The sequence below is a fragment of the Sphingomonas gilva genome (assembly GCF_003515075.1).
In the GTDB taxonomy this organism is placed as follows: domain Bacteria; phylum Pseudomonadota; class Alphaproteobacteria; order Sphingomonadales; family Sphingomonadaceae; genus Sphingomonas; species Sphingomonas gilva.
In genome coordinates, this window is record NZ_QWLV01000004.1 from 20,568 (window position 1) to 45,672 (window position 25,105).

The following is a 25,105-nucleotide window of genomic DNA, read 5'->3' on the forward strand; positions in this document are numbered from 1 at the left end:
TCAAAAACGTAACCAAGCCGGATGGCAGATTTCCCGCACCGCGCCACGATCGACGCGGAAGGATCGATCGATCACTGGACCGCGCCCGACGGCTGGCGCCTGCGTCGCTTCTCGCTGCCGCCGGGCGGCGCGTCGCCGCGCGGATCGATCCTCTTCCAGGGCGGGCGCGGCGACATCTTCGAGAAATATTTCGAGGCGTTCGATCGCTGGCAGGCGGCGGGCTGGGGGGTGACCTCTTTCGACTGGCGCGGGCAGGGCGGCTCGGGGCGGCTGGGTGGCGATCCCAAGGTCGGCCATCTGGCGGACTTCACGCCGCTGGTGCGAGATCTCCATGATTTCTGGCACGTGTGGCGAGACGCCACGCCGGGGCCGCACGTCGTGATGGGGCATTCGATGGGCGGCTATCTGGTGCTGCGCGCGCTGGTCGAGGACGCGATCGACCCGGATGCGGCGGTGCTGGTCGCGCCGATGCTCGGCCTGCATGGCGCGCCATTCGGCGTCGCGGCGATGGAGCGCATCGCCCGCTTCATGACGCGCATCGGCAAGCCCGACCGCGCGGCGTGGAAATCAAACGAGAAGCCCGCGACGCTCACCACGCGGCAGAAGCTCCTTACCCACAGCCTCGAACGCTACGACCAGGAGATCGCCTGGAAGCTGGAGCGGCCGGAGATCGCGATCGGGCCGCCCAGCTGGGCCTGGGTGACCGCGGCGTTCGAAGGCACGCGCCTGCTCCGCGCCGATCCGCGGCTGGCGACGATGGCGGTGCCGACGCTGATCCTGTCGCCCGACGCGGACAAGCTGGTCGACGCATCGGCCGGCCGCGCGATCGCCGCGCGGCTGCCCGATACGAAGCTGGTGCGCTTCGGCCGCGAATCCGCACATGAGATCCTGCGTGAGGCCGATCCGGTTCGCAACCGCGCGCTTGCGGAGATCGACGCGTTTCTGGGCGCGCGGGCGCCGCGCGCCTGATGTTCGATTTCGCCATCGTCGGGGCGGGCATCGCCGGGGCGAGCCTCGCGGCGGAGCTCGCCGCACACGGCCGCGTGGCCATCCTCGAAGCGGAGGCGCAGCCCGGCTATCACGCCACCGGCCGCTCGGCGGCGTTCTGGAGCGAGACCTATGGCGGCGCGGCGATCCAGCCGCTGACCACCGCGTCCGGCGCGGCGCTTCGCGCCGGCGGTTTCCTCGCGCCGCTGGGATCGCTCCACATCGGCCGGATCGGGGATCGCGCCGCGGTAGATGCGTTTCTGAACGCGTTCGCCGATACGCCGATCACGCTCGAGGAAGTCGATCCCGCCACGCGCATTCCCGGCCTGCGCGCCGAATGGCGGCTAGGCGTGCTGGAGCCGAGCTGCGCCTATATCGATGTCGCCGGGCTCCATGCCGATTGCCTCGCTCGTGCCAGGCGGGCCGGCGCGGTGCTGATGACCGACGCCGCGCTCCGCTCGGCGCGGCGTATTGCCGGCGGATGGGAGATTGAAGCCGGTGCGGAGCCGATCGCCGCGCGCATCCTGGTCGACGCCGCGGGCGCCTGGGCCGATCAGGTCGCGGTGTGGGCGGGCGTGGCGCCGCTCGGCATCCGCGCCTTTCGCCGCACCATGGCGCAGCTGCGCACCGATCCCGCCGCGCCCGAACATCTGCCCCATGTCGCGGCGATCGACGGCAGCTTCTATTTCAAGCCCGAAGCCGGCGGGAAGCTGTGGCTCAGCCCGCATGACGAGATCGCGACCGATCCCTGCGATGCGCAACCCGAGGAGATGGACGTCGCCATCGCCATCGACCGGTTCGAGCACGCCGTCGATTGGCGCGTCGCGGCGGTCGAGCGCAAATGGGCGGGCCTCAGGAGCTTCGCGCCCGACCGGCTGCCGGTCTACGGTTTCGACCAGCGCGCGGAGGGCTTCTTCTGGTTCGCTGGCCAGGGCGGTTTCGGCATCCAGACCGCACCCGCCGCCGCGATGCTCGCGGCGAGCCTGATCACCGCCGCGCCGCCCGATCCGGCGGTCGCCGCTATCGATCCGGCGCAATACGGCCCCGACAGATTGAGCTAGGCGAGCGCCTGTTCGCCCGGATCGCTCGGCGCGGTGGTCCAGCCGAGGCTCGGCACCGCGAAGGAGCGCTTGCCCGACAAGTCGATGCGCGAGGCGATCAGCCCGCGCTGCTCGATATTGGCGATCAGGCGGCGGACCCGGCCTTGCGAATGGGTGCCGTAGACGCGGGCGATTTCGGCATCGCCCGGTGTTTCGGCGCCCTCGCGCGCGGCGCGGGCGATGAGGAGGAAGGGGCCGAGCATGTCGTCGGGCAGGTCGCCCGCCGCCGCCAGCGCCTCGCCCCAGTCGTGCCGCTCCGCCGGATCGATCCCCGCGCGCGCCATCGCCAAGCGGCGGGCGAAATCGGCGAGCGCCACGGGCGGCTTGACGAAGCCGCGCATCCGGCAGCGCATCTGGAAATCCTGGTAGAGCGCAGGCGCGGGACGAAAGGCCGCTTCGGGATCGGCGACGAGATCGCGCATCGCATCGGCCGCGGCCGCCTCGAACGCGTCCTCGTCGAACGGGGCGGCTTCCGCCGGCGCGGGCGTCTCGATCCGCGCCGCCAGTTCCTCTGGCTCGATGCGCGTGGGCGGTGGCGGAGGAGGGGGAGCCGCAGCGGGCTCGACCGGCGCCAGCAGCGTGTCGCGGATCGTCTCGGCCGGCCGTTCGGGAAGCGGCAGCAGCGCGACATTGCCGCTGCGCGCGGAGGTCTTGACCGCACCGATGCGGATCGCCACCGGCCGCCGCGACAGCGCCGGACCGAGCGCGAGGAACGATCCGCGCTGCAGATCGCGGATCTGCTCTGCCTGCCGCCGCTCCATGCCCAGCAGGTCGGCGGCGCGCGCCATGTCGATATCGAGGAAGGTGCGGCCCATCAGGAAGTTGGACGCCTCCGCCGCGACGTTCTTGGCGAGCTTCGCCAGCCGCTGCGTCGCGATGATGCCGGCCAGCCCGCGCTTGCGGCCGCGGCACATCAGGTTGGTCATCGCGGAGAGCGAGGCGCGGCGGACATCGTCGGCCACCTCGCCGGCCGCGGCCGGGGCGAACAGCTGCGCCTCGTCGACCACCACCAGCGCGGGGAACCAGTGCTCGCGCGGGGCATCGAACAGCGCCGAGAGGAACGCCGCGGCGCAGCGCATCTGCGCCTCTGCCTCCAGCCCCTCCAGGCTCAGCACCACGCTCGCGCGGTGCTCGCGGATGCGCTGGGCGAAGCGCCCCATCTCGCGCTCCGAATAATCGCTCGCCTCGATCACGACATGGCCGAACGGCTCGGCCAGCGTGACGAAGTCGCCCTCCGGATCGACGATCACCTGCTGGACCAGCCCGGCGCTGCCCTCCAGCAGCCGGCGCAGCAGGTGCGACTTGCCCGATCCCGAATTGCCCTGGACGAGCAGCCGGGTCGCCAGCAGCTCCTCCACGTCGATCGGCACCGGCCTGCCGGCGCCGTCCACCCCCATGTCCACGCATACGCTCACCGCTGAGCCTTTGGCCGAGCGGGAGGCGGAAGGGCAAGGGGGAAGCGGCGAGTATAGCTCGCGTCTATGACGGCCGGTGCAGAATCTTGGGGCGCGGGCGCGCGCGCCAGGGCATGACGACCACGAAGGAGAAAACGCATGTCCGCCAAGCCGCCGCTCAGCCCTGCCCGCGTCGTCGGGAACCTGGTCTTCACCTCGGGCCAGCTCGCGCGGGGGGCGGACGGCGCCATCGTCGCCGGCGGGATCGAAGCTCAGGCGAAGCAGGTGATGGCGAACCTCGCCGAGGTGCTCGCCGACAATGGCTGCACTCCCGCCGATGTCGTCAAGGTCACCGCCTGGCTGACCGACGCGAGCTACGGCGCGGCGTTCAACGCCGCCTATCGCGAGGTCTTCGGCGAGCCCTATCCGGCGCGCTCCACCGTCGTGTCGGGCCTGCTCGCGCCCGACGCGCTGATCGAGGTGGAGGCGATCGCGCTGAAGCCCTAAGAGAGGCGCATGCGCTTTCGTCACATCGAGATCTTCCACTCCGTCTACACCAACGGATCGATCAGCGGAGCGGCGCGCGCGCTAGGCGTGTCGCAGCCTTCGGTCAGCAAGATGCTGCGCCATGCCGAGGATCAGCTCGGCTTCGCGCTGTTCCGCCTGGTGCGGGGACGGCTGGCGCCGACCGACGAGGCGCACGCGCTGTTCCGCGAGGCGGGCGACGTGTTCGAACGGCTCGCGTCGCTGCAGCACACCGCGCGCAATCTGGCGCAGGCCGGTGGGGGGCATATCCGCATGGGCATGGTCCCCAGCCTGGCGCTCGACGTCGTGCCGCAAGCGCTGGCCCGCTTCCGCCGCGACCATCCGCGCGTGACCTTCGAGGTCCACACCCACCATCATGACGATCTGGTCCGCTCGTTGATCGAACGCGAGACCGATCTCGCCATCGCCTACACCCCGCCGCCGCACCCGCGGCTGGCGCGCACCGTGCTGACCGAGGGCGAGCTGGTGGTGATGTTCCCCAAGGGCAGCTTCGTCGCCACCGGCGAGCGTCTGCCATTGACCGCGCTCACCGGCAAGGATGTGATCGGCGTCGCCGCGACCGGGCCGATCGGCGACGTGCTGACCGCCGCCGCGGCGCGCGAGGGCGTCGCCTTTCGCGAAACCGTGTCGGTCCAGACCTTCTTCATCGCCGCGCGTCTGGCGCAGCTGGAGCGCGGCATCACGGTGATCGACGAATTCACCGCGCGTGCCTGGCGATCGGACGATTTCACGGTGCTGCCGACCGATCCGCCGCTCGGCTTCACCATCAGCCACGTCACGCTGGAGGATCGCCCGCCCTCGCGCGCAGCCCGCCAGTTCCTCGCGGTGCTGGCGCAGGTGCTTGCCGATAGCCGCAGCGGCCATCCATAACTCCGATCTATAGCTGTCACAAATGATTCATCGGTGGCAAGCCCGCGCCAAGGGCTAAGTTGCCTCCAAACCGGCGACGTAACGATCGATGCCGGAATTGGGGGATCGCGAAACGAAATGACGCTGCTGGCGCAATCATTGTTCAATCCGGTCGTCGGATGAAGGGCGATGGCGATGTGCTCGTCATCGGCGCAGGCGTGGTTGGGGTGACCACCGCGCTCGCGCTGATCGAGCGGGGCCGGCGGGTGACGCTGGTCGACGCCGCGGAAGGGCCGGGACTGGGCACGTCCTACGCCAACGGCGCGCAGCTGAGCTATGCCTATACCGATGCGCTGGCCAGCCCGGCGATGGTCGCGCAGATGCCGCGGCTGATCGCCGCCGCCGATCCCGCCTTTCGCCTGCGCCCCTCGCTCGATCCAGACTTCCTGCGCTGGGGCCTGGCCTTTCTGCGCAACGCCACCGCCACGCGCTTTCACCGCAACACGATCGCCGGGCTGACGCTGGCGATCGAATCGCGCCTGGCGCTGCACGGCCTGGTCGAGCGTCACGGCATCGAGTTCGCCCACGCCACGCCCGGCAAGCTGCACATCTACCGCAACGCGAAGGGGCTGGCCGCCGCCGCGGAGCTGGCCGCGATCAAGCGCACGATGGGCTTCGATCAGCATGTGCTGGGCGTGGACGAGGCGGTCGCCGCCGAGCCGATGCTCGACGCGATCCGGCGCGACATGGCCGGCGCGCTGCACACGCCGGAGGAGGAGGTGGGCGATCCGTACCGGTTCTGCCTCGGCGCGCTCGCCGCGTTGAAGGCATCGGAGCGCTTCACCGGCTGCTTCCGCTCGCGCGTGTCGCGGATCGATGCGCGCGGCGGCCGTCCTGCGGTCGTCACCGACAATGGCGGGCGGATCGACGCCGCCACGATCATCCTGTGCGCCGGCGCAGATGCGGCCAAGCTCGCGCGGACGGCGGGCGCGCGGCTGCCGATCCAGCCGATGAAGGGCTATTCGCTGACCGCCCCACCGGGGGCCGCGGCGCCCGAGGTGAGCATCACCGACGTATCCAACCGCGTCGTGTTCGCACGGTTGGGCAACCGGATGCGCATCGCCGGCCTGGCCGATCTCGGCGTGCGCGACCGGAGGGTCGATCCGAGGCGCTTCGCCGCGCTGGTCGGCAGCGCGCGGGCCGCGCTGCCCGGCGCGGCCGACTACGACAATATCGAGCAAAGCTGGGCCGGCCTCAGGCCGATGACCCCGGATTCGCTGCCGATCATCCGCAAGATCGCGCCCGGCGTGTTCGCCAATGCCGGCCACGGCGCGCTGGGGTGGACCTATGCGGCGGGCGCGGCCGAACGCGTCGCGCGGCTGATCGGCGAAGGAAATTGACGGCGCGGCAGACGCCGGACGGACAGTGGGACCAGGGATAAGGGGAATGACAATGAAGACCGGATTTCGCATCGCCATGCTGATGGGCGGCGTCTCGCTGCTCGCGACCGCCGCCGCCGCGCAGGACACCCCCGCGCCGCCGCCGCAGACCGCGGAGGAGGTGCAGGAACAGGCCGAGGCGCAGGGGACCGCCGACGACATCGTCGTCATCGGCTCGCAGATCAAGGGCGCGGATGTGGCGGGCAACCTGCCCGTCACCGTGCTCAACCAGGACGATATCGATGCGGTCGCCGCCACAAGTGGCGACGAGCTTTTTCGCGCGATCCCGCAGGCCGGCGATGTCGCCTTCAACGAGAGCCGCGATGCCGGCGGCATCAACGATGCGCGAGGCGACACCGCCTCGATCAACCTGCGCGCGTTGGGCACCGGCAACACGCTGGTGCTCTTGAATGGCCGCCGCATGGTCCTTCATCCCGGTACACAGTCCGAAAATCTGGTTCCGGTCCAGAGCGTCAACACCAATGCGATTCCCGTGATGGGCATCCGCCGCGTCGAGGTGCTGCTCGACGGCGCCGCCGCCATCTACGGCTCGGACGCGGTGGCGGGCGTGATCAACACGGTGCTCAAGGACAATGTGAAGGGGGTCCGCGCCACCGGCGAACTCGGCTTCACCGATGATTCGGGCCAACTCGAATATGAGTTCGCGTTCGAGGCCGGCCACAGCTTCAACGGCGGCAATTCCAACATCTCGCTGCTCGGTTCGTACAACCACCGCGATCCGCTGTACGCGCGTGAGCGCCGCAACTCGCGCTCGTCGGACATGCGCCCGCTGTTCGTCGGCACGCCGTGGGAAGGCAATGCCGATTTCGACAACACGTCGACCAGCACCGGCTGGGGCGAATTCTATCGCCTGCACGGCGACTATTCGCGTCCGACGGCGGTTTCGCCCGTTACGACGACGCGCGTGAACGGCGTCACCCTGGCAACCGGAACGGGCGGCTCGTTCCACATCCAGCCCGATACCAACGAGGGCTGCCTCGCACCTGGCTTGGCGCCGAGCACCTGTTTTGACAACAGTACGCTCGCGACCACTAGTGCCGACCGCAACCTACGGTACGACATCAACACCGAACGCACCATCCAGGGGCTGAATGACCGGATCAACCTGTTCGGCTTCTTCAACCATGATTTCGGCAGCGTCGAACTCTTCGCCGAGGCCGGCTGGTATCGCGCCGATTATCAGGCGTTCCGCGAACAGGAGACCGCGCTCGCCAGCCAACGGCTGATCGTCCCGGTCGACGGCTATTGGAACCCGCTCGGCCCGGTCGGCAGCCCGAATCGGATCCCCGGGCTGACGGGTGTCCCCACGGCGGGGGTAGCGGTCGAAGTCGACGACTATCGCCTCATCGATGCCGGCCCGCTCCGCGTCAACGTCCGCAACGATACGATCCGCGCTCTCGCCGGATTGCGCGGCGAAGTCCTCGGCTTCGATTTCGATTCAGCGCTGCTGTATTCGAAGGCGCGCACCAACGACACCATGTATCAGCCGAGCCTGACGCTGCTCCAGGAAGCGCTCTCGCGTACCGATGCCAGCGCCTATAACCCGTTCGCCGGCGGTGATCCGCGGAACCCGTCGCGCTACGGGTCGAACAGCAATCCGCAGGACGTCATCGACAGCTTCATGGTCGATGTCTCGCGCATCAGCACCACCGAGTTGATGATGGCCGACTTGAAGCTCTCAAAGAACGACCTGTTCACCCTGCCCGGCGGCCGGGTCGGCATGGCGACGGGCGTCGAGTTCCGGCGCGAGACCTTCGCGGACGACCGCGACGATCGGCTCGACGGCACCGTCGCTTTCGTCGCGCTCGACAAGTCGAGCAACGGCAGCGACGTGATGGGCGCGAGCCCTACGCCTGATAGCTCGGGCGCGCGCAACACCATCTCGGCCTATCTCGAATTCGCGGTGCCACTGGTGTCGCCGGAGATGGACGTGCCGCTGATCCGTTCGCTCGACCTCCAGCTCGCCGGCCGGATGGAGGCTTATCAGGGCTTCAGCACCGTCGCGAAACCCAAGGTCGCGCTGTCCTGGTATCCGGTCCGCAACCTCCAGTTCCGCGGCAGCTGGTCGCAGGGTTTCCGCGCGCCGAACCTGCCGCAGCTGTTCGAGAGCGGAATCCAGCGTTCCAACACGCGCACCGATTGGATTCGCTGCGAAGCCGATCTCCGCCTGGGGCGCATCTCGACCTTCGCCGATTGCACTGATCTTCCGGGCCGCAGCCAAGGCGTGGTCAGCAACCGTTCGGGCAGCCAGGATCTGAAGCCTGAGGAGTCGGAAAACCTCTCGGTCGGCGGCACCTTCCAGATGGATCTTGGCCGCGCCGGGCGTCTCACCTTCACTGCGGATTATTGGGAAATCCGCCAGAAGAACGTGATCGGGCTATTCGGCGACAGCAACGCGTTGATCCTCGACTATCTCCTGCGGCTGCAGGGCTCGTCCAACCCGAACGTCCAGCGCCTGCCGCATGACCAGGAGGATACCGAAGCTTTCGAGAACAGCGGGATCGCACCGGTGGGCGAGATCATCCAGGTGATCGACAACTACACCAATCTCAGCCCGCGCACGGTGCGCGGCTACGATCTCGGCCTCTATTATCGGGTCGAGGACACCGGCATCGGCGACTTCAGCCTGCGCGTGAACGCCGCGCGCCTGCTCGAATTCTTCCAGACGCCCGATCCGCTTACCCAGAGCCTCATCGATGCGCAGGGCGCAGGGACGATCAACGACTTCATCAATATCGCGGGCGCCGAGAGCCTGATCGAGGAGAATGGCCGTCCCAAATGGCGTGGGTCGGCAAGCCTCACCTGGCGTTACGACCAGTTCGGCGCGGGCTGGTACACGAGCTATACTGGCCCGGTCACCGATACTTCGGCCGCGCTTGACGACGGTACGCGTTTCCGGGTCGACGACCATTTGACCCACAGCCTCTACCTACAGGTCGAAGCCGAAGGCGGGTTGCTCGACGATACCCGGTTGCGCGTCGGCGCGCGCAACATCTTCAATCGTCTCGCACCGCTGGCGGACGGGACCTATGGCTATATCGGCGACCTCTACAGCAACCGCGGCCGCCAAGTATATTTTCAACTCAGCAAGCGCTTCTAACTGGCGCGCGCCTGCGTCCGCTGCGGCGCAGGCGCCTTCATTTCGCGATCGGCCTTGATGGCCAGGCTGACCAGCCTCGCGCCCACGCCGCCACTCCGTCGGAGCATCCCAATGACCGAGACGACCGCACCCGAGGCGCCGATGCCCGAAGCAAGTGAACCCACCGCCCGATCCCGCGTGCTCCACCGCGCCGGGCGGGCGTGGTTCGGCATCGCCTTGTGGAAGCGCATCCTCGCCGCGCTGGTCTTGGGCGCGGCGGTCGGCATCGCCTGGGGTGAGGGGGCGACCAGCATCGGCTGGATCGGCGAGCTGTTCGTCCGGCTGATCCGGATGCTGGTCGTGCCGCTCGTCTTCCTCACCATCGCCTCGGGCGTCGCGGCGCTGGCCGATCCGAAGCGGCTGGGGAGCATCGGGGTGAAGACGCTCGGCATGTACGTCCTCACCACCGCGCTGGCGGTGACGACGGGGCTGGTCGTGGCGACCCTCATCGCCCCCGGCCTGGGCGCAAGCTTCGCCGATGCGGTGCCGCGCGCGGTCGCGCCGCCCAAGGATACCGCGCGGATGTTCATGGAGATCGTGCCCGACAATCCGATCGGCGCGATGGCGAGCGGACAGACGCTGTCGGTGATCTTCTTCGCGGTACTGGTCGGCGCCGGCGTGATCGCCGCGGGCGAGGGGGCGGAGCCGGTCCGTCGCCTGCTCGCCGGCGGATCGGAGGTGATGCTCAAGATCGTCGGCTTCGTCATGGAGACCGCGCCCTTTGGCGTGTTCGCGCTGATCGCGGTGGTGATGGGGACGAGCGGGCCGGCGAGCTTCCTCGCGGTGCTGAAGCTCGGCTTGTGCGTCGTCGTCGGCTCGGCGTTCGTCACGCTCGTCATCCATGGCGGCATCGTCGTGCGGCTGCTCGCCTGGTTGCCGCCCTTGCCCTTCTTCCGCGGCATCGCCGATGCGATCATGGTCGGCTTCTCGACCTCGTCGAGCTCGGCGACGCTGCCCGTCGCGATCCGGGTGGCGGAGCGCAATCTGGGCGTCTCCCCGCCGGTCGCCTCGACCGTGCTGCCGCTTGGCGCGACCATCGGCATGGACGGGGCGGCGATGTACGTCGCGATGCTCACCCTGTTCGCCGCGCAGGCGTTCGGCGTCCAGCTGAGCCTCGCCGACTATCTGGTGATCGCAGCGACCACCACCATCGTCGCCATGGGCGTGGCGCCGGTGCCGTCGGGATCGCTGTTCGTCCTCGCCGCCGTCCTCGCGGCGATCGGCATCACGCCCGAGCAGACCGCGATCGTCGTCGGCTTCATCCTGCCGTTCGATCGCATCCTCGACATGATCCGCACCGTTCCCAACGTCACCTCGGACCTGTCGATCGCCACCGCCGTCGCGCGGTGGGAGGGCGAGATGGATGTCGGCGCCTATAACTCGCGGGACGACGTATGATGATGATCCTTCGCCACCTCCTCCTTGCGCTCGCCGCGCTGGCGCTGCCTGCCGGCGCGATCGCGCAGAGCCGCCAGCTCCTCGAATATCCCAGCATCCATTCGCCCGTCATCGGCACGCGCGGGATGGTCGTCAGCCAGAACGAGATGGCGAGCGAGGTGGGCGCGGCGATCCTGCGCAAGGGCGGTAACGCGGTCGACGCCGCGATCGCCACGGCCTTCGCGCTCGCGGTCACATTGCCCCGCGCGGGCAATATCGGCGGCGACGGCTTCATGACCGTCTATGACGCGAAGACCGGGCAGGTGCGCGTCATCGATTTCCGCTCGGTCGCGCCGCGCGCGGCGACGCCGGCGATGTTCGTCGACGAGGCGGGCAAGGAGCGCGCCATCGCCAGCTTCGGCTATCTCGCGCCCGCCGTGCCCGGCACCGTCGCCGGCCTGGCGCACGCGCACAGGAAATGGGGCAGGCTCCCCTGGGCCGATCTGGTCGCGCCCGCGATCGGGTTGGCGCGCGATGGCGTGAAGCTGACCGCCGATGAGGCGTTCGTGTTCGGCTGGGGCGAGAAGCGGCTGTCCAACAGCATCTCCGCCAAACGCACTTTCTACAAGCCCGACGGCACGCGCTACGCCAAGGACGAGGTGCTGAGACAGCCCGATCTCGCCTGGAGCCTGCAGCAGATCGCCAAAGGCGGGGCGGACGCCTTCTACAAGGGAGAGATCGCCCGCCGCATCGCCGCCGACATGAAGGCGAATGGCGGCATCATCACGCTCGCCGATCTCGCCGTCTATCGCCCGGTCGAGCGCGCGCCGCTGGTCGGCACCTATCGCGGCCACACCGTCTATACTGCGCCACCGGCCAGCGCGGGCGGGGCGACGCTCCTCAACATGCTCAACATCCTCGAGCATTTCGACCTGAAGCCATTGGGCGCCGGCTCCGCCGCGTCGCTCCACCTGATGGCCGAGACGATGAAGCTCGGCTATCTCGACCGCTACCGTTCACTGGGCGACCCCGCTTTCGTCACCGCGCCGGTCAAGGGCTTTATCTCAAAGGAATATGCCGCCGAACGCGCCAAGCTGATCAAGCGCGACGCGGCGACGCCGCCCGATACGCTGGGCGCGGGCGACCCGACGCGCTTCGAAAGTCCCTCCACCACCCATTTCTCAATCGCGGACAAGGACGGCAACGTCGTCTCGACCACCTATACGCTGGGCGCCGATTTCGGATCGGGGGTGATGATCGCGGGCACGGGCATATTGCTCAACAACCAGATGAACAATTTCAGCCACGAGCAAGCCTGGGAAGCCCAGCGCAGCGGCACGCCGCCGCCGCTCAACGCGCTTACGCCGGGCAAGCGGATGCTCTCCACCCAGATGCCGACGATCGTGATGAAGGACGGCAAGCCATGGCTGGTCACCGGCACGCCGGGCGGCAGCACGATCATTGACACGGTGCTGCAGGTGATCGTCAATGTCATCGATTTCGGCCTGAACATCGACGAGGCGACGCATCAGCCGCGCATCTATCAGGGAACGGGCGACAGCTTGCGGGTCGAACCCAATTTCAACCCGGACACCGTCGCGGCCTTGAAGGCGAAGGGTCATAAGATCACCAGCGACGAAACGATGGGAAGCGCACAATCGATCATGATCGAAAACGGGCTGTTCCTCGGCGCAGCCGATCCGCGGCGGCCGGGCGCTAAGGCGATCGAGCCGTGATGCGGCGCGTTGTCCTCATCGCCGCGCTGGCGCTCGCCGCCTGCGCCCCCAAGCCGGCCGCGCAGGCGCCCGCATCCACCGAACGGCAGGGCTTCGTCGCGGCCGCGCATCCGCTGGCAGTGGAGGCGGGCCTCGCGGTGCTGCGCCGCGGCGGCGATGCAAGCGATGCGGCGGTTGCGGTGCAGGCGATGCTCGGACTGGTCGAGCCGCAAAGCTCAGGGCTCGGCGGCGGTGCGTTCATGGTGCGCTACGATGCCGCGACCAAGACCGTTGCGGTCTATGACGGGCGCGAAACCGCCCCCGCCGGCGCGACGCCGGACATGTTCCTGGACGCAAACGGCAAGCCGCTGCCGCGCGGCGCGGCGATGACCAGCGGGCGCGCGACCGGCGTGCCCGGCGCGGTGGCGATGCTGGCGATGGCGCATGGGCGGCACGGCAGGCTCGCCTGGAACAGCCTGTTCGGCGACGCCGCGCGCGTGGCGGATGAAGGCTTCACCGTCACCAGCCGGCTCGAACGCTTCGTCCATGGCGATTTCGCGCAGGTGAGCGCGCCCGACGTCGTCGCCTATTTCAGGAATGCGCAGGGTGAGAAGGTCCAGGCCGGCGATACTCTCCGCAATCCCGCTTATGCCCATTTCGTGCGACGGCTGGCGACCGAGGGGACGGACGCGCTCTACAAGGGGGAAACCGCGCGGCGCATTGTCGCGCGGCTGCGCCAAGGGCCCAATCCCGGCAGCATGACCGAGGCCGATCTCGCCGGTTACCGGCCCGAGGCGCGCGAGGCGTTGTGCAACGGCTACCGCGTCTACCTGCTCTGCGTGCCGCCGCCGCCTTCGTCGGGCGTCGGGCTGTTGCAGCTGATGGCGATGCTCGAGCGCACCGACATCGCGTCGCGCGGGCCGGGCGATCCCGTAGCCTGGGTTCAATTCGCCGAGGCGAGCCGGCTGATGTACGCGGATCGCGACGCCTATGTCGGCGATCCGGCCTTCGTCCGCGTGCCCGTTGCAGGGTTGCTCGATCCAGCCTATGTCGCGAGCCGCGCCAGGCTGATCGGCAACGCCGCCGCCGCGCCGCCCGAAGCGGGCACGCCTCCGGGCGTGCCTCCGGCGCGGATCGACGCGACCCACGAGGTGCCCGGCACCTCACACTTCGTCATCATCGACGGCTTCGGCAACGCCGTGTCGATGACGACCACGGTCGAAAGCTATTTCGGATCGGGCCGGATGGTCGACGGCTTCTTCCTCAACAATCAGATGACCGATTTCTCCTTCGTGCCCGAAGGCCCTAACGCAGTCGCACCGGGCAAGCGGCCGCGATCGTCGATGACGCCGCTCATCATCCTGTCCAAGCAGCGCGATCTGGTCGGTGCACTGGGATCGCCGGGCGGCACAGCCATCCTCGCCTATGTGGGCAAGGCGCTGGTCGGCAGCCTCGATTGGGGGCTGACGATGCAGCAGGCGATCGACCTGCCGAACCTGGTCGCGCGCGGCGACAGCTTCGCCGGAGAGGCGGACAAGTTCGCTCCCCCGTTGCGCGCGGCACTGGCGACGCGCGGCGTGAAGGTGCGCTCCGGCTCGGGCGAGGATTCGGGACTGCACGGCGTCATCATCAGGAATGGCCGTTTCGATGGCGGCGCGGATTCGCGGCGCGACGGCGTCGTCCGAACCACGGGAGGACAGTGACAATGCGGCATGCGCTCATGGCTCTGGCGGTCATCATAGCAGCGCCCGCTGCGGCGCAGGACGCGGCGCCGGTCAAGGTGGAGCCTGTCACCTTCCTCAGCCGCGACGGCAAGACCCAGGTGAAGGGCTATCTGTTCAGGTCCGCCGCCACGCCGGAGAAGAACGCGCCCGCGGTGGTTATGCTGCACGGCCGCTCGGGCGCCTATTCGAGCCTTTCCAAGGGCAAATATGACGCGACCACGCTCAGCGCGCGGCACAAGGCCTGGGGCCGCCTGCTCGCGCGGTCCGGCTATGCCGCGCTGATGGTCGACGATTTCGGACCCGTGGGCTATCCCGGCGGCTTCAAGGCGGGCACCTACAAGGATCGCCCGGCGGCGGTGGACGAGGTCGTCTACCGCCCGCTCCACGCCTATGGCGCGCTGCGCTACCTGCAGCAGCGGCCCGATGTGGACGGCACGCGGGTGGCCTTGCTCGGCTGGTCCAACGGCGGCAGCGCGACGCTCGCAGCGATGGCGGACGACAAGCCGGGCGACATGAAGAAACTGGGCTTCAAGGCGGGCGTCTCGCTCTATCCGGGCTGCGGGCTCAAGCGCCGTTTCGCCAAGGACGGTTATACGTCCTATGCGCCGGTGCGCGTGTTCATGGGCACCGCCGACGAGGAGGTTTCGCCCAAATTGTGCGAGAGCCTGGTCGCGCGCAGCAGGGAGAAGGGCGGGGACATCGCCATCCGCATGTTCGACAGCGCGACGCACAGCTATGACACGCCGACCAAATCGCGCCAGTCGGTCAAGGCCAATGCCGAGGCCAAGGCCGCGACCGAGGCGGACATCCTCGCCTTTCTCGACCGGATGTTGAAGGACCCTGCGCAATGAGCGACCTGACCCCGTTCCACTTCGCCTTTCCCGTCGACGATCTCGACGCCGCGCGGCACTTCTACGGCACCGTGCTGGGATGTCCGGAGGGGCGCAGTGACGCCGACTGGATCGATTTCGATCTGTTCGGCCATCAGATCGTCGCGCATAATGTCGGCGGCGGCAGGCGTGTTGCCGGGCATAATCCGGTCGACGGCCACGCCGTGCCCGTGCCGCATTTCGGCGTGGTGCTGACGCCCGAGCGCTGGCGGGCGCTCGCCGAGCGGCTCAAGGCGCACGGCGTCGCCTTCGTCATCGAACCGCACACCCGCTTCCCTGGAGAGCCGGGCGAGCAATCCACCATGTTCTTCCACGATCCCGCCGGCAACGCGCTGGAGTTCAAGGCGTTCGCCGATCTCGGCCAGCTGTTCGCGCGATAGCCGCTACATGGAGTCCAGGTAGCGGCGCATCGCGTCGGCGGTCGGCCCGGTCAGGCGGACGAGGGTGCGCCGCCGGTCGTGCGGATCGGCGTAGCGCTCGACCAGGCCGCGCGCCTCCAGCACCGCAATCCAGCGCTGCGCCGAATTGGCCGATGTGCAGGCGCCCGCCGCGGCGTCGGACATCGTCGTCTCGCGCCCCGATTCACCGGCGATGAACAGGTCCAGCAGCGCGTCCCAGGCGGGTTCGCCGAACAGATCGTCGCTGCCGGGAAAGAACTTCGTCCGCTCGCGGCGCGCCTGGTAGATTCGCCGCGCGAAGGCCTCGTCCCTTTCGACCCCCACTTCGCCGATCAGCGTCGGCCGCAGCTCGGCCAGGTTGCGGCGGAACTCGTCGATCGATTTCGCCAACTCGTCGATGGCGAAACCGTGACGTGATGTGTCGGACGGGTCCGTCTTTCGATCCGCGTTCATCATAGCAGCCCCCTCTGCCGCATGCTGGTCAGCCGCCCGCTCGCGACGATCAGATGGTCGTGCACCGTGATGTCGAGGAAGCGGGCGAGCATCATGATCTGATGGGTGATGTCGATATCGGCCCGGCTCGGCTCCGCCTGGCCGCCGGGATGGTTGTGGACGATGATCAGCGCGCTCGCCCTGAGCTCCAGCGCGCGGACGATGATCTCGCGCGGGTAGATGCGGGCCTGGCAGACCGTGCCCTGCGCGACCATCTCGTCGCGGATCAGGTGATTGCCGCGATCGAGGAACAGCACGCGCAGCTGTTCGAGCGGCAGGTCGGTCATGGTTGCGATCAGATAGTCGGTCAGCAGCTTGTCGCTGGAAGCGATCGGAAGCGCGGTCGCCCGCTTGCGCAGCGCATGGGAAATCGCTTCGCTGGTCGCGCTCAATAGCGCGACGGCGCCTCGCGCGTCACGTCCCAGCACCCGCGCCACTGCCTCGTCCGGCATCGCCAGCGTCGCGCCGAGCGAGCCGAATTCGTCGATCAGCGCATCGGCCATCCGGGCGGCGCGTCGGCCGGCGAGGGGGGCGAGAAGGCGCTCCAGGACCTGTCGGCACCGAAGGCCGCCATCCGCCTCCAGTGGCGCCACGTGCCGATCGCGAGCAAGGCCATCATGGGATAGCTCCAGAACGCCAGCATCGCGGCATAGGCCCATGGGATCACCTCCGGGCTCGCCATCTTGGCCAGATGGGCCGCAACCGCGACCGCTTGCAAACCAGTCATCCATAACGGCCAGAATCTTTCGGCGCGTAGCGCGACCGCGAGCAGCGCGGCGAGCATGGCGCAGTCCACCATGAAAATTCCCAGCTCGACGCCGTGAAAGCGCACCGGGAATTGCGATTGAACCAACATCGAAACGGCATAGGCGACCAGCATCAGCACGGCGACGATGCGTTCGGGGGCTCCCCCTCGAACCAGAGCATAGGCGCTGACTGCCAGCTGCAAGCCGAGGAAGATGTAGAGTCTGAGCATCGCTTGACCGGACCACGGTGGGGCGGGTCCGGTCAAGGATCCTCGCGACCGGCGTCAGCCGACCGCGCGAAGGCGTCCCTTGGTGCGGGTCTCTTCGATCTCCGGGCATTCGGACGTGTCGCCGTAACCGGTGGTCAGCACGCCGACATCGCCGCCCGCTTCGATCAGCGCCTTGTGCGCGCGGATCAGCGCGCGCCGCGCCTCGACCATCTGGGTTTGCGCCGCGGAGACCTGGGCGATCGCGGTATGGCCGATCGCGGCGCCGACGCCGGTGTCGGCGCGCGCCTTGATCATCGCCGCGATCAGCTGCGCCGAACAGGCAATGGCTTCGTCGATCTTGTCTTCGGTCGGCAGCAACTGGGCGCGGATTTCTTCCGCAGCTGCAATCTTCTGGTGCATCATCATCGTTCCCCACCGCGTCTGCGGTGGGCAGCGCGGATGCCAAGTTAAGTCAGGAGAGGGCGCGCTTCGCGGCTGTGGCGATTGTGCCGAGAGCCTCGATTCCGGAAAGGAAGATCCCCGCCGAAAGGGCTGTTCCCACCGCCACCGCGATGGTCCAGCCCAGCCTTTGCATGATGGTCAGGTCATTGCGTTCCCCTCTGCGGACGGGAAGCGGGGCTATGAAGCGGGCCGGTTGCGAAGATGCGAACGCCAGATAGGGCGCCTGCATCTCGTGAACCGCGTTTGCTTCCCGCCACCGGTCTCCGATGTCCGGCGACAGGGCTGGGGCAGGATCGGCATCCTCGGCAATGTACGGCGCTTGATATATCAACGATTGATATCCGTCGGCCTCAGCCGCGGCGAAGGCGCGCGCGGCCTCCACGCGTGAGGATACGCCGAGAATCTCGATCGCCTGGCGCAGGCGCTGGTCGACGGTGTGCGGCGATATGCCGATCTCGCGCGCGATGTCCTTCGAGGTCAGGCGCTGATGGACCAGCCGCAGGCAGACCCGTTGACCGGGCGTCAGGCGCGCGAGTCGCTCGATCGGCACGGCGGGAACGGATTTGCTGGCCATCGGTCACTCTCCGGCAGGCGCCATATTGCGCCCGCGTTTTGCGGCACACGCTACAGAGACATATCCAGAATGGATGGTTTTTTTCAGGCGTTCAAGCGGCGCTTAGGGTAAATCGTCCGCTTACGCCCTCATCCTCGGCATGATCGGCGATCCAGATGTCGAACTCGCCCGGTTCGACCATCCAGCCGCCGTCGCCCCAGAACATCAGGTCCTGGTGGTCGAGGGTGAAGCGCACCACCTCGCTGGCCCCCGGCGCGAGCGTGACCGGGGCGATTCCCTTCAGCTCGCGCACCGGCCGGGTGCGGCTCGCCACGCGGTCGCGGATGTAGAGCTGCGCGACATGGCGCCCGGTGCGCTCGCCGGTGTTGGTGACGCGCGCGGTGATCGCGATCTCGCCATTCCAGGCCATGGTCTCGGGAAGCTCTAGCGCGTCGATCGCGAAGCTGGTGTAGCTGAGGCCGTGGCCGAAGGCGTAGCGCGCCTCGTTCTTCGTGCTGCGATAGCGCGCCTTGAACTCCTGGCTCTCGGTCTGGGGCGCCGGCCGGCCGGTGGTGCGGTGGTTGTAGAAATAGGGCTGCTGCCCGCTTTCCCGGGGGAAGCTCACCGCCAGCCGGGCGGAGGGGTTGACCTTGCCGAACAGCACGTCGGCGACCGCGTTGCCCATCTCAGATCCCAGGAACCAGGTCGCGAGGATCGCCGGCGCATCGCCGATCGCGCCCGACAGCGCCAGTGCCCGGCCGTGGCGGAGCAGCACGACGACCGGCTTGCCCGTCGCCACGACCGCTTCCGCCAGCGCGCGCTGCGCATGCGGCACGCGGATATCGGTCACCGACTGCGCCTCGCCCGACATGCCCGACGATTCGCCGATCGCGAGCAGGACGACATCGGCATTCTCGGCGGCCGCGACCGCGGCGGCGATCCCGCCCTCGATCGGGCTTTCGATGTCGGATCCGCGCACGACCGAAAGCGACCCGCCCGGCCCGAGCGCGGCGCGCACGCCGGCTTCGATCGAGATGTTGCGTTCCGCATCGCCGTAGAAGGACCAGGGGCCGAGCACGTCTTCGTCCGCGCACGGGCCGATCAGGGCGTACCGCCCGGCGTCGGGCGACAGTGGCAGCAGACCGCCTTCGTTCCTGAGCAGCACGATCGACCGCGCCCCGGCATCGCGCGCCAGGCTGGTCATCGCCGGTGTTTGCACCCGACGCTGCTCGGCGCCCGTATCGAGCGATCGGTAGGGATTGTCGAACAGTCCCAGCGCCTCTTTCACATGCAGCACGCGTCGGACCGAGGCGTCGACCACCGCCATCGGCACCACGCCCGATTCGACCAGACCGGGCAGATAGTCGACGTAAAGCCCCGATTGCATCGAGATATCGACCCCGGCCAAGATCGCCAGCCGCGCCGCATCACGGTCGTCGGCGGCATAGCCATGCGCGACCAGCTCCTGATCGGAGGTGTAGTCGCTGATGACGAGTCCGGCGAAACGCCACTGACCGCGCAGCAGGCCGGTGATGAGCGCGCGGTTGCCGCTCGCCGGCACGCCGTTCACGTCATTGAACGCGGACATCGCGGTCAGGGCCCCTTCGTCGAACGCCTCGGCGAAGGGCGGCAAGTGGATTTCGCGCAGGCTCGCCTCGGACAGCTCGACCGAATTATAGTCCATCCCGCCCGAGACTGCGCCATAGCCGACGAAGTGCTTGGGACAGGCGAGCATGGTGTCGTCGCGCTTCAGGTCGGCGCCCTGGAAGCCGCGGACGCGCGCGCGGGCCAGTTCGCCGCCCAGCCAGGGATCCTCGCCCGCGCCTTCGGCGACGCGGCTCCAGCGCTGGTCGCGCGCCACGTCGACCATCGGTGCGAAGGTCCAGTGCAGGCCGACCGCGGTCGCCTCCAGCGCGGCCCCGCGCGCGGTCGCCTCGGCGAGGTCGAGGTCGAAGCTGCACGATTCGGCGAGCGGGATGGGGAAAACGGTCTTGAGGCCATGGATCACGTCCGCGGCAAACAGCAGCGGGATGCCCAACCGCGATTCCTCCAGCGCCGCCTTCTGCGCCCGTCGCGCGCCGGCCACGCCGATGCCGTTGAACAACGTGCCCACTCGGCCGGCGCGGATCTCGCCCAAGGTCGCCTCGGCGTTCTGATTGCCAACCAGCGGATTGATGTTGGGCGCGAACGGCCTGAGCGTATCGGCGAAGCACGACAATTGCCCCGCCTTCTCCTCGATCGTCATCCGCGCGATAAGCGCTTCGATGCGCGGGCTGGCGGCGAAGGTGGCGCTGGGGACCGCGGCAAGCCCCGTGACCGCGTCCGCCCTAACCAGGCGGCGGTCGATAGTGGCGGTCATTCGGGGCCCCTCCGGCGGCAAAATACTGTAACCGGTTACATGGTCGGCCAGCTGGCGGGAAAAATCAACCCGCAGCGGATCGATCCGACGGACTTCGAGCTCACTTGCCGTCGGCGCTCGGCATCGGCTATCCAGCCAAGAGTTCTGGGGGGAACGGGCATTTGGGGAGCGTCCATATCATAGCCGCGATTGCGGCCATCGTAATGGCCGGACAGGCAGCGGCGCAACCGCAGGATGCCTCGCCGGCGCCTGTGCCGCCATCGGCTGCCCCGCCCGCGGCATCGCCCACCGATGCATTGCGCCTGCCGGCGAAGACGCTGGTCGATATCGAGATCACCCAGGCGCTCGATTCCAAGACGGCGAAATCCGGAGACCGCTTCACGCTCAGGCTGGCCAGCCCGATCGTGGTTGCCGGCCAGACATTGGTGCCCGCCGGAGTGGTCGGGGAAGGCGAGGTGGTCCACGCGGCCAAGGCGCGCTTCGGCGGCAAGGCGGGCGAGCTGGTGCTTGCCGCTCGCTTCGTCGATTGCGGCGCGGTGCGAGTGCCGCTTGGCTATTTCAAGTTCGGCGCAGCCGGCGAAAACCGTCCCGGCACCGCGCTCGCGGCCAGCATGGTGGTGCCGTTTGCCGGCCTGCTCATCGCCGGTGGCGAGATGCGCGTGGTGCCTGGCGCGCGCGCCAACGCCAAGGTTCGATCCGATGTCCAGTTCACCGAAGGCGCGGTTCCGGCCTGCGCGCCGCCGGTCGAAGTGCAGCCACAGCCGGATGGGGGAATTTCATGAAGTTTACCGCATTGAGGCTCGCGGTTGTCGCCGGCCTGATGGTCGCCGGCGTGGCCCATGCTCAGGAGGCGGCGGTGACGGCCTCTGCACCGGCTCTCCCGCCGATCAAGACCAAATCGGGCGTGCTGGACGAGCCGGAGGCCGGCAAGGGCCAGGTGGTGTTCTTCCGTCCCGGCTCGATCATGGGGATCGCGCTGGGGTGCACCGTTCGCGAGATGGAGGGCGCTGTGGTGAACGAAGTCGCGCGTCTCGGCTCGGGCAAATATTACGTCGTCCAGGTCGAACCCGGCCGGCATGAATATTTCACCACGGGCGAGCGTACCGATACGCTCGCGCTCGAGATCGAGCCCGACGAAACCTATTTCGTGAAGTGCAATATCGGCATGGGCCTCGTCGCCGGAGGCGCCAACCTGTCGCCATCGGATCGCGAAGCCTTCGCCAAGAAGGCCAAGGGCCTCAAGATGTGGGCCGGACACGACGAAGACAAGAAGAAGCCGAAAGGCTGATCCGTGGCGAGTTCTGAAGGCCGCCGGTCCTGATGGACGGGCGGCCTTCCTATTCCGCCGCCACAACGCGGGCCGGAGCCCGTGCGCGGCTGCGCGGACGGCGGAACCAGAAGCTCCACACGGCGAAGCTGCCCAGCATCGCCAGCGCCAGGCCTGAGAGGGTCATCACCAGCCGATAGGGCAGGCCGCCCACCTTCGCCGCGTGCAGCGGATAGGCGTAGTTGAACACGCGCCAGCCGAGCGGCAGCGCGAAGGCGTCGCGCGCCTCGATCAACCGGCCGCTGTCGGGTGCGAAATAGAGCGTGGTGCGGCCGTTGGGCAGCCATTCGGCAGGCTGGCGGGTGCGCAGCGAGATCAGCCCGCCCGGCTGGCGCGGCAGGCTCAGGATGCGGATCTCGGCATCGGGATAGAGCCGGCGCGCCTCGCGGATCATGCCCGCCCAATCGAGATCGGCCGCCAAAGGCGCGCCTTCGACTTCGGGCGGCAGCAGCGCCATCTTCATCTCGGCGGGGCTCGACAGGGGTGAGAGCAGGGCGTTGCGTACCGGCTCCAGCGCGAGCATCGTCCCGGTGACGAGCGAAATCAGCAGCAGCGGCGCGGCAACGACGCCCAGGTCGCGGTGATGCATCAGGATCGCCGGCCGACTCATCCGTTTGGGCCAGGGGCGGAGCTTGAAGGTCCGCCGCGTGCGCCACCACAGGATCACGCCTGTGATGACGAAGCCCAACCCCGCGAGCCCCGCGATCCCCGCCACTATCTCACCCGTGTCGCCGGAGAAGAGATGGTGGTGGAAATCGAACAGCCACACCTCCGGCCGGTCCCATTTGCCGTCCCAGCGCGTCACGATCCGGCCCGCCTGATCGGCGTAACCGCCCGCGCCCTCCGGATAGGTCAACCGCGACAGGCCGAAATCGCTGGTCGCGAACAGGATCGATTGCGGCCGATCCGCCGGATCGGCCATCAGCTGCTCGACCTGGGCAACGATCGCCGCGGTCGATTGTTGCTGCGCCGCCTCCGCGCCGGGCAGCGAAACCCAGGCGTCCTTGTGCACCAGGACAGCGCCGGACAAACCCATCAGCGCGAGCAGCAGCCCGATCACGCCGCCCGTCCAGCGGTGGATCAGGTCGAGCAGCCGCATCAGAAGCGCACGTCCCAGCCCAGCGTGAAGGTCCGTCCGCGGCCCGAGAAGAAGCGCAGGTCGTCGTTCGTCGAGATCGTGTCGCTGTTGTAGGTGATATAGGCCGCGTCGAAGATGTTCGATGCCGCCAGCGTCACTCCGCCGAAGCCGGTGTCGTAACGCAGCACCGCGTCGGCGGTCTCATAGCCGACAAAGGCCGTGTCGTTTTCCAGCGCGTCATTCTCGCCATCGAAACGGCGCGACAGATAGAACTGCCCCTGCAGCCGCGCGCTGAACGGTCCGCGACGGAAATCTGCGGCCAGGTTCAGCCGGTCGGGCGAGATATTGGCGCCGTCCAGGTCGATATCGACAACACCGTCCTCGTCGCTGTCGGTCCGTCCGGAGAGGTGGGCGTAGCCCGCCGAAACGCGCAGGCCCGGAACCGGCGTTTGGACGCCCAGGTTGATCTCCAGCCCCTCGATCTCGATGCGCTGGCGCTGCACGTCATAGACTCCGCCCTCGTTGAGGACGAGCAGCCCGCCGAGATCGCTCGACGACCAGAAATAGGCGGCGCTCGCATCGAGCGGACCGCGCTTCACCTCGATGCCGATCTCGCGATTGTTCGACACCACCGGGCTGACGTCGAGGAAGTCGTCGATATCGACGCCGACCTCGCGGATCCCGCGCAGGATGCGGCCGACATCGGCGATGGTGTAGCCCTCGGCATAGCTCGCATAGCCGCGTACGCCCTCGACCGGCTCGACCACCACGCCGCCGTTCAGCAGCAGATCGTCGAAGGTCGGCTGGCCGCCGCCAACCTCGCGCCCGCCATAGAAGGCGAGGGTGCGGAAATCGTCGACCTTCAGCTGGACATTCTCCCAGCGCGCGCCGCCCGCCAGGCGCAGGCGATTGTCGAACAGCCCCAGGTTGAGCTGGCCGAAGGGCGCCAGGCTGCGGAACTCGGTGGGCGGCACCCAGGCCCGGCCGGTGTGGATCAGCGACTGCTCGGTCTCGTCCCACAAGCTGTCGAAACCGATCGTCGCGGTCAGCGCGCCCGCGATCTCGCGTTCATAGCTGAAGCGGCCGCCGAACTTGCGCGACTTGTTGGCCGATTGGTCGAACAGCGTTCCCTCGGGCGCGATCGCCTCGTCCTGGAAGGTGCCGGTGATGCTGCCGCCGAAAATGTCGCGCGAGCGGTTGAAGAACGCCTGGAGCACCAGGCTGCCTCCGGCGAGATCGCTGTCGGTCAGCGTCAGGCTGACGGTTTCGACCCGGTTGGACGGCGGCTCGCCGCCGTTGGTGCCGCGCACGCTGGTGGACGGAATGCCCAGTTCGCGGTCGCCCGGTATCCGGACATAATGGTCATAGCCCTTGAGCTCGAACCGGTTGGCGATCAGCTCGACGCGCGCGCTGCCCGAGAGTTGATAGCCCAATAGGCCGAATGCGGACCAGCTTTTGCTGTCCTGCACGTCCCCCTGCGCTTCGTCGACGCCGATGATCCGCCCCGCGCCGTCATAGAATACGCCGCGCCGTTCGAAGGCGCCGCCCACCGAAACATCGAACGCTCCGGCGCGGTAGGAGACGAGCGCGGCCGCCTTGCCGCCCAGTCCGTTGTCTTCGAACCCGCTAGATGCGGTGCCCTGCAGCAGCGCGCGGCCGCTGATGCCATCCTCGCTCGGCGCGGGCACGATCACCTGGTTCACCACGCCGCCGGTCGCGCCGATGCCCTGCAGCGCGTTCGATCCGTAGATCAGCTCGATCCGGTCGATGAAGAACGGGTCGATCGTGTAGCCGTCACGCGATCCGTCGCGGATCGGCGTCGATTGCGGGATGCCGTTGATCGCATAGAGCGGCGATCGCCCGCGCAAGGTCTCGCCAGATCCGGAGAGCTTCTGGCGGGTGGGTGAGAAGGAGGGGGAGAGGTTCGCCACCGCATCGACGATCGATCCGGCAATCGCCACCTGCTGCGTCAGCTCCTCGGTATCGATGATGTCGACCGTCAGCGGCAGCGCGCTTGCCGGCAATTCGGTGCGAGCGGCGGTGATGACTATGTCGCCGGCGTCCCCCCGCTGATCGTCCGCTGCCGCGGCGGGATCGGCGTTCGGCCCCTCGGCCTGGGCGAAGAGCGGCGCAAGCGGCGTCGCGCCGGCGAGCAGCGCGGTAAGCAAAACGGTACGGTTCATGGCCCTCCCTTTCGAGCAGGCGCGCCATAGCCGCGACTATCCGCAATTGCAAACCATTCGCATTAGAAAAAAGACGCGCGGCAAGGAAAAGCCGCCGCCCGGCTTACCGGACGGCGG

22 protein-coding genes are annotated in these 25,105 nt (G+C 68.3%); 13 read left to right on the forward strand and 9 right to left on the reverse strand.

What is annotated here, in order from left to right; translation table 11 throughout:
- The first annotated feature begins 21 nt into the window (after positions 1 to 21).
- Together D1610_RS10220 and D1610_RS10225 are read left to right on the forward strand one after the other, a co-directional pair.
- On the forward strand, positions 22 to 969 hold the full coding sequence (locus D1610_RS10220; protein ID WP_118864093.1) for an alpha/beta fold hydrolase: 948 nt from the start codon (positions 22 to 24) through the stop codon (positions 967 to 969).
- Entirely contained in the window at positions 969 to 2,048 is a 1,080-nt protein-coding gene (locus D1610_RS10225; RefSeq protein WP_182466783.1) for an NAD(P)/FAD-dependent oxidoreductase, read from the forward strand. The genes D1610_RS10220 and D1610_RS10225 overlap by 1 nt, the downstream gene beginning before the upstream one ends.
- Here D1610_RS10225 and D1610_RS10230 read toward each other — a convergent pair.
- On the reverse strand, positions 2,045 to 3,502 hold the full coding sequence (locus D1610_RS10230) for a helicase HerA domain-containing protein (protein ID WP_118864095.1): 1,458 nt from the start codon (positions 3,500 to 3,502) through the stop codon (positions 2,045 to 2,047). The two genes, D1610_RS10225 and D1610_RS10230, sit on opposite strands and share 4 nt — an antisense overlap.
- Before the next feature lie 138 nt (positions 3,503 to 3,640).
- On the opposite strand from D1610_RS10230, the gene D1610_RS10235 reads away from it, so the two are divergent.
- The 9 genes from D1610_RS10235 (at position 3,641) to D1610_RS10275 (ending at position 15,561) form a co-directional block, all read left to right on the forward strand.
- Positions 3,641 to 3,988 carry a RidA family protein gene (locus D1610_RS10235; RefSeq protein ID WP_118864096.1) on the forward strand — a complete coding sequence of 116 codons (348 nt, stop codon included), beginning with the start codon at positions 3,641 to 3,643 and terminating at the stop codon, positions 3,986 to 3,988.
- Positions 3,989 to 3,997: 9 nt separating this feature from the next.
- Positions 3,998 to 4,897: a LysR family transcriptional regulator gene (locus D1610_RS10240; RefSeq protein WP_118864097.1), complete on the forward strand. Its 900-nt coding sequence runs from the start codon at positions 3,998 to 4,000 to the stop codon at positions 4,895 to 4,897.
- 158 nt (positions 4,898 to 5,055) lie between these two features.
- A complete protein-coding gene (locus tag D1610_RS10245; RefSeq protein WP_118864098.1) occupies positions 5,056 to 6,276 on the forward strand; it encodes an FAD-dependent oxidoreductase in 1,221 nt (406 codons plus the stop codon).
- A 52-nt stretch (positions 6,277 to 6,328) separates the two neighbouring features.
- A complete protein-coding gene (locus tag D1610_RS10250) occupies positions 6,329 to 9,436 on the forward strand; it encodes a TonB-dependent receptor domain-containing protein (RefSeq protein ID WP_118864099.1) in 3,108 nt (1,035 codons plus the stop codon).
- 111 nt (positions 9,437 to 9,547) lie between these two features.
- Positions 9,548 to 10,873, forward strand: a complete 1,326-nt coding sequence (locus D1610_RS10255) for a dicarboxylate/amino acid:cation symporter (RefSeq protein WP_245942133.1) — start codon at positions 9,548 to 9,550, stop codon at positions 10,871 to 10,873.
- Entirely contained in the window at positions 10,873 to 12,588 is a 1,716-nt protein-coding gene (ggt, locus tag D1610_RS10260) for a gamma-glutamyltransferase (RefSeq protein WP_245942134.1), read from the forward strand. Before D1610_RS10255 ends, ggt (D1610_RS10260) begins: the two co-directional genes overlap by 1 nt.
- The gene (gene ggt, locus D1610_RS10265; RefSeq protein ID WP_118864100.1) at positions 12,588 to 14,270 is read left to right on the forward strand and encodes a gamma-glutamyltransferase; all 1,683 of its coding nucleotides are present in this window, start codon (positions 12,588 to 12,590) and stop codon (positions 14,268 to 14,270) included. The genes ggt (D1610_RS10260) and ggt (D1610_RS10265) overlap by 1 nt, the downstream gene beginning before the upstream one ends.
- 2 nt (positions 14,271 to 14,272) lie before the next feature.
- Positions 14,273 to 15,142 carry a dienelactone hydrolase family protein gene (locus tag D1610_RS10270; RefSeq protein ID WP_118864101.1) on the forward strand — a complete coding sequence of 290 codons (870 nt, stop codon included), beginning with the start codon at positions 14,273 to 14,275 and terminating at the stop codon, positions 15,140 to 15,142.
- Positions 15,139 to 15,561: a VOC family protein gene (locus D1610_RS10275; RefSeq protein WP_118864102.1), complete on the forward strand. Its 423-nt coding sequence runs from the start codon at positions 15,139 to 15,141 to the stop codon at positions 15,559 to 15,561. The genes D1610_RS10270 and D1610_RS10275 overlap by 4 nt, the downstream gene beginning before the upstream one ends.
- Before the next feature lie 3 nt (positions 15,562 to 15,564).
- On the opposite strand, the gene D1610_RS10280 is transcribed toward D1610_RS10275, so the two are convergent.
- The 6 genes from D1610_RS10280 to D1610_RS10300 form a co-directional block, all read right to left on the reverse strand.
- The gene (locus D1610_RS10280; RefSeq protein WP_118864103.1) at positions 15,565 to 16,032 is read right to left on the reverse strand and encodes a helix-turn-helix domain-containing protein; all 468 of its coding nucleotides are present in this window, start codon (positions 16,030 to 16,032) and stop codon (positions 15,565 to 15,567) included.
- Complete coding sequence (locus D1610_RS17060) at positions 16,032 to 16,574, reverse strand: JAB domain-containing protein (protein ID WP_182466784.1); 543 nt, start codon at positions 16,572 to 16,574, stop codon at positions 16,032 to 16,034. The genes D1610_RS10280 and D1610_RS17060 overlap by 1 nt, the downstream gene beginning before the upstream one ends.
- Positions 16,559 to 17,047, reverse strand: coding sequence for a hypothetical protein (locus D1610_RS17065; RefSeq protein ID WP_182466785.1), 489 nt, complete (start codon positions 17,045 to 17,047; stop codon positions 16,559 to 16,561). The genes D1610_RS17060 and D1610_RS17065 overlap by 16 nt, the downstream gene beginning before the upstream one ends.
- Before the next feature lie 54 nt (positions 17,048 to 17,101).
- Entirely contained in the window at positions 17,102 to 17,446 is a 345-nt protein-coding gene (locus D1610_RS10290) for a hypothetical protein (RefSeq protein WP_147414310.1), read from the reverse strand.
- 52 nt (positions 17,447 to 17,498) lie between these two features.
- Positions 17,499 to 18,062 carry a helix-turn-helix domain-containing protein gene (locus D1610_RS10295; RefSeq protein ID WP_118864106.1) on the reverse strand — a complete coding sequence of 188 codons (564 nt, stop codon included), beginning with the start codon at positions 18,060 to 18,062 and terminating at the stop codon, positions 17,499 to 17,501.
- A gap of 91 nt (positions 18,063 to 18,153) precedes the next feature.
- Positions 18,154 to 20,400, reverse strand: coding sequence for a glycoside hydrolase family 3 N-terminal domain-containing protein (locus D1610_RS10300; protein ID WP_118864107.1), 2,247 nt, complete (start codon positions 20,398 to 20,400; stop codon positions 18,154 to 18,156).
- A 203-nt stretch (positions 20,401 to 20,603) separates the two neighbouring features.
- Between D1610_RS10300 and D1610_RS10305 the strand changes: the two genes are divergently transcribed.
- Positions 20,604 to 21,182 carry a hypothetical protein gene (locus D1610_RS10305; RefSeq protein ID WP_222926989.1) on the forward strand — a complete coding sequence of 193 codons (579 nt, stop codon included), beginning with the start codon at positions 20,604 to 20,606 and terminating at the stop codon, positions 21,180 to 21,182.
- The gene (locus D1610_RS10310; RefSeq protein WP_147414312.1) at positions 21,179 to 21,688 is read left to right on the forward strand and encodes a hypothetical protein; all 510 of its coding nucleotides are present in this window, start codon (positions 21,179 to 21,181) and stop codon (positions 21,686 to 21,688) included. Before D1610_RS10305 ends, D1610_RS10310 begins: the two co-directional genes overlap by 4 nt.
- A gap of 49 nt (positions 21,689 to 21,737) precedes the next feature.
- Here D1610_RS10310 and D1610_RS10315 read toward each other — a convergent pair whose 3' ends face one another.
- Entirely contained in the window at positions 21,738 to 22,826 is a 1,089-nt protein-coding gene (locus D1610_RS10315) for a PepSY-associated TM helix domain-containing protein (RefSeq protein ID WP_118864110.1), read from the reverse strand.
- Positions 22,826 to 24,988, reverse strand: a complete 2,163-nt coding sequence (locus tag D1610_RS10320) for a TonB-dependent receptor (RefSeq protein WP_118864111.1) — start codon at positions 24,986 to 24,988, stop codon at positions 22,826 to 22,828. Before D1610_RS10320 ends, D1610_RS10315 begins: the two co-directional genes overlap by 1 nt.
- Between the last annotated feature and the right edge of the window lie 117 nt (positions 24,989 to 25,105).

Excerpts from the sequence above, each read along its gene's own strand:
- D1610_RS10295 (WP_118864106.1), bottom strand. The coding sequence starts at position 18,062 with ATGGCCAGCAAATCCGTTCCCGCCGTGCCGATCGAGCGACTCGCGCGC.
- D1610_RS17065 (WP_182466785.1), bottom strand. The coding sequence starts at position 17,047 with ATGCTCAGACTCTACATCTTCCTCGGCTTGCAGCTGGCAGTCAGCGCC.
- D1610_RS10280 (WP_118864103.1), bottom strand. The coding sequence starts at position 16,032 with ATGAACGCGGATCGAAAGACGGACCCGTCCGACACATCACGTCACGGT.
- D1610_RS10315 (WP_118864110.1), bottom strand. The coding sequence starts at position 22,826 with ATGCGGCTGCTCGACCTGATCCACCGCTGGACGGGCGGCGTGATCGGG.
- ggt (WP_245942134.1), top strand. The coding sequence starts at position 10,873 with ATGATGATCCTTCGCCACCTCCTCCTTGCGCTCGCCGCGCTGGCGCTG.
- D1610_RS10310 (WP_147414312.1), top strand. The coding sequence starts at position 21,179 with ATGAAGTTTACCGCATTGAGGCTCGCGGTTGTCGCCGGCCTGATGGTC.
- ggt (WP_118864100.1), top strand. The coding sequence starts at position 12,588 with ATGCGGCGCGTTGTCCTCATCGCCGCGCTGGCGCTCGCCGCCTGCGCC.
- D1610_RS10240 (WP_118864097.1), top strand. The coding sequence starts at position 3,998 with ATGCGCTTTCGTCACATCGAGATCTTCCACTCCGTCTACACCAACGGA.
- D1610_RS10225 (WP_182466783.1), top strand. The coding sequence starts at position 969 with ATGTTCGATTTCGCCATCGTCGGGGCGGGCATCGCCGGGGCGAGCCTC.
- D1610_RS10250 (WP_118864099.1), top strand. The coding sequence starts at position 6,329 with ATGAAGACCGGATTTCGCATCGCCATGCTGATGGGCGGCGTCTCGCTG.
- D1610_RS10245 (WP_118864098.1), top strand. The coding sequence starts at position 5,056 with ATGAAGGGCGATGGCGATGTGCTCGTCATCGGCGCAGGCGTGGTTGGG.
- D1610_RS10290 (WP_147414310.1), bottom strand. The coding sequence starts at position 17,446 with ATGCACCAGAAGATTGCAGCTGCGGAAGAAATCCGCGCCCAGTTGCTG.
- D1610_RS10220 (WP_118864093.1), top strand. The coding sequence starts at position 22 with ATGGCAGATTTCCCGCACCGCGCCACGATCGACGCGGAAGGATCGATC.
- D1610_RS10270 (WP_118864101.1), top strand. The coding sequence starts at position 14,273 with ATGCGGCATGCGCTCATGGCTCTGGCGGTCATCATAGCAGCGCCCGCT.
- D1610_RS10305 (WP_222926989.1), top strand. The coding sequence starts at position 20,604 with ATGGCCGGACAGGCAGCGGCGCAACCGCAGGATGCCTCGCCGGCGCCT.
- D1610_RS10320 (WP_118864111.1), bottom strand. The coding sequence starts at position 24,988 with ATGAACCGTACCGTTTTGCTTACCGCGCTGCTCGCCGGCGCGACGCCG.
- D1610_RS10255 (WP_245942133.1), top strand. The coding sequence starts at position 9,548 with ATGACCGAGACGACCGCACCCGAGGCGCCGATGCCCGAAGCAAGTGAA.
- D1610_RS10275 (WP_118864102.1), top strand. The coding sequence starts at position 15,139 with ATGAGCGACCTGACCCCGTTCCACTTCGCCTTTCCCGTCGACGATCTC.
- D1610_RS10300 (WP_118864107.1), bottom strand. The coding sequence starts at position 20,400 with ATGACCGCCACTATCGACCGCCGCCTGGTTAGGGCGGACGCGGTCACG.
- D1610_RS10235 (WP_118864096.1), top strand. The coding sequence starts at position 3,641 with ATGTCCGCCAAGCCGCCGCTCAGCCCTGCCCGCGTCGTCGGGAACCTG.
- D1610_RS17060 (WP_182466784.1), bottom strand. The coding sequence starts at position 16,574 with ATGGCCGATGCGCTGATCGACGAATTCGGCTCGCTCGGCGCGACGCTG.